Annotated in this window: 1 protein-coding gene and 2 pseudogenes; 2 read left to right on the top strand and 1 reads right to left on the bottom strand. The window is 69.6% G+C overall.

Annotation, left to right across the window (positions count from 1 at the left end):
- Positions 1-420 (top strand): annotated as a pseudogene (locus H5J33_RS31575) (oxidoreductase); the annotation flags it as partial.
- A gap of 323 nt (positions 421-743) precedes the next feature.
- Here the strand turns inward: H5J33_RS31575 and H5J33_RS31570 are convergent.
- Complete coding sequence (locus H5J33_RS31570) at positions 744-1,574, bottom strand: HAD family phosphatase (RefSeq protein ID WP_181798174.1); 831 nt, start codon at positions 1,572-1,574, stop codon at positions 744-746.
- Between the two features lie 591 nt (positions 1,575-2,165).
- Between H5J33_RS31570 and H5J33_RS37970 the strand changes: the two are divergent.
- Positions 2,166-2,334, top strand: a pseudogene (locus H5J33_RS37970) (septum formation initiator); the annotation flags it as partial.

Genomic DNA, 2,334 nt, shown 5'->3' with positions numbered 1-2,334 from the left:
CCGGTGGACGAGCCGTTGGTCGAACTGCCGCTGCCCGACGCCGGGGAGGTCTCCGGCCGGCTGGAGGGGCTGGCGGACCTGATCATCGCCGGCACCTCGGCCCCGGCCCTGGTGACGGCCGCCGTCGTGCACGGCGAGCTGCTGGCGCTGCGCCCCTTCGTGTCGCACAACGGCCTGGTCGCGCGCGCGGCCGAGCGGATCGTGCTGATCGGCAGCGGTCTGGACCCGAAGGCCGTCTGTCCGGCCGAGGTCGGCCACGCCGAACTGGGCCGCGCCTCCTACCTGGCCGCCCTCGAGGGCTATGTCTCCGGCACGCCCGAGGGCATGGCGGCGTGGATCGCCCACTGTGGACGGGCGGTCGAGCTGGGCGTGCGCGAGTCGACGGCGGTCTGCGAGGCGCTCCAGCGCGGCGCGGCCTGAGAGAACGGAGATGCGGCGGTACGAATGCTCGTACCGCCGCTGGCATGCTCACCGGGTTACCAAGCGTCCTCGATATGTCGCCCATCAGGTCGGGGTGCTTTGCCCGTCCTGGTGCGGCTGGCCCGTAATCGACGGGTCGACGTCGCGTGGGTGCCCGGTGTTCATGCGAGGTCCGTGGGCCAAGTGCGTAGAGACAGGGAATCCTCCCGGATGTCCTTTTGGTCTCGCGGGCCTACGTTCTTTGTACCGCGAGCCGGGAGGAAGCGGAACCCCTGCCCGCACTTCTTTACTTTCGCCCTCGAACGGGATGAATCGGGCGCTGCTCAGGCCGTGGCGCGGCGCCTGCCGGCGTACCAGACGAGGCCGGCGGTCGCCGCCGCCGCGCCTATGGCCGCCGCCGCGACCAGCGCGGGACGGGGCGGTACCGAGAACGTCGGCAGCCGCTTCTTGAGCGGGACCGGCCGGCGGAACTCCAGGACCGGCCATCCGTGCGCGAGGGCCTCGCGGCGCAGCGCGCGGTCCGGGTTCACGGCGTGCGGGTGTCCGACGGTGCGGAGCATCGGCAGGTCGGTCGCCGAGTCGCTGTAGGCGTAGCAGCGGTCGAGGTCGTAGCCCTCGGACGCGGCCAGCTCCCGGATGGCCTCGGCCTTGGTCGGGCCGTAGGCGTAGTACTCCACCTCTCCGGTGAAGCAGCTGTCCTCGCCCACGACCATGCGGGTGGCGACCACACGGTCCGCCCCCAGCAGTTCGCCGATCGGCTCGACCACCTCCGCGCCCGAGGTGGACACGATCACCACGTCCCGGCCGGCCGCGTGGTGCGCCTCGATGAGGGAGGCGGCCTCGTCGTAGATGATCGGGTCGATCAGGTCGTGCAGGGTCTCGGCCACGATCTCCCGCACCTGCTGGACGTTCCAGCCGCGGCACAGCGCGGAGAGATACTCGCGCATGCGCTCCATCTGGTCGTGGTCCAGACCGCCGGCCAGGAAGACGAACTGGGCATATGCGGTACGCAGGGCGGCCCTGCGGTTGATCAGACCGCCTTGGTAGAAGGACTTGCTGAAGGTGAGCGTGCTCGACTTCGCAATGACCGTCTTGTCCAGGTCAAAGAAGGCCGCGGCGCGGGGCAAGGAGTGGTTTTCCACACCCCTGAGCATAGGGGCCCACCATTCGGCGTAAGGTGGGGCGCGTGGGTTTGCCTGAGAGGGCTCTCGGGTACACCATGGAAGTCACGGATCGTTCGCGACCGTGCTAACCCGGTCCGACTCCTCCCCCCCCGAGTCGGCCGTGGGGACGACCCCCGCTCTCCCCCCCGGCGGGGGTCGTCGCATGTCCGGGCGGGTTTTCTCGCGCTTCCCCGTTCTTCACGTGGTCGTACGGCCGACGTCACGCCGTCGTTGCCGTTTCTTCGGCATGTCCATGATCGGTCACTCCGCGTAATTGCCGGGCTGCTCTGTGGAAGTCCTCTGCGGATCCGTGCAGGGGTCACCGGTATGGGTGACGAAGTTATTCACAAGGCCGGGGTTGTCCACAGTTTTCCACCAAGATCCACATTATTTCGCGGGTCGCGCCACCGTGTTTCCAGCGTGCTCCGGCCGCGGCGAGTTCTTGGCCGGTTCCGATTGCCCGCAGCGCGTATGGCCGGTTTCCGGCGGCCTTCACAGCAGGCCGCTCGCCGGTTCTTCACACCTTTGGGAATCGCGTGGCCGAGGAAGCCACACGGCCCACACAGCGAAGGGGGAACACCCGTGACCGGAATCGTCACCCACGACCCGCCACCCGGTCCGGCGGACCGGCCCGGACGGCCGCTCATCATCACCGAGGACGCCGTCCTCCTGGACGATCTGCTGCGCCTGTGCGCGGCGGCGGGCGCCACCCCGGAGGTCCGCCACGACGTGCCGGTCCACGGCGGCGAAC

The sequence above is a fragment of the Streptomyces sp. WELS2 genome (assembly GCF_013870595.1).
In the GTDB taxonomy this organism is placed as follows: domain Bacteria; phylum Actinomycetota; class Actinomycetes; order Streptomycetales; family Streptomycetaceae; genus Streptomyces.
The sequence above is the reverse complement of the archived record's forward strand: the minus strand, read 5'-3'. Positions and strand labels throughout refer to the sequence as shown.

Excerpts from the sequence above, each read along its gene's own strand:
- H5J33_RS31570 (WP_181798174.1), bottom strand. The coding sequence starts at position 1,574 with ATGCTCAGGGGTGTGGAAAACCACTCCTTGCCCCGCGCCGCGGCCTTC.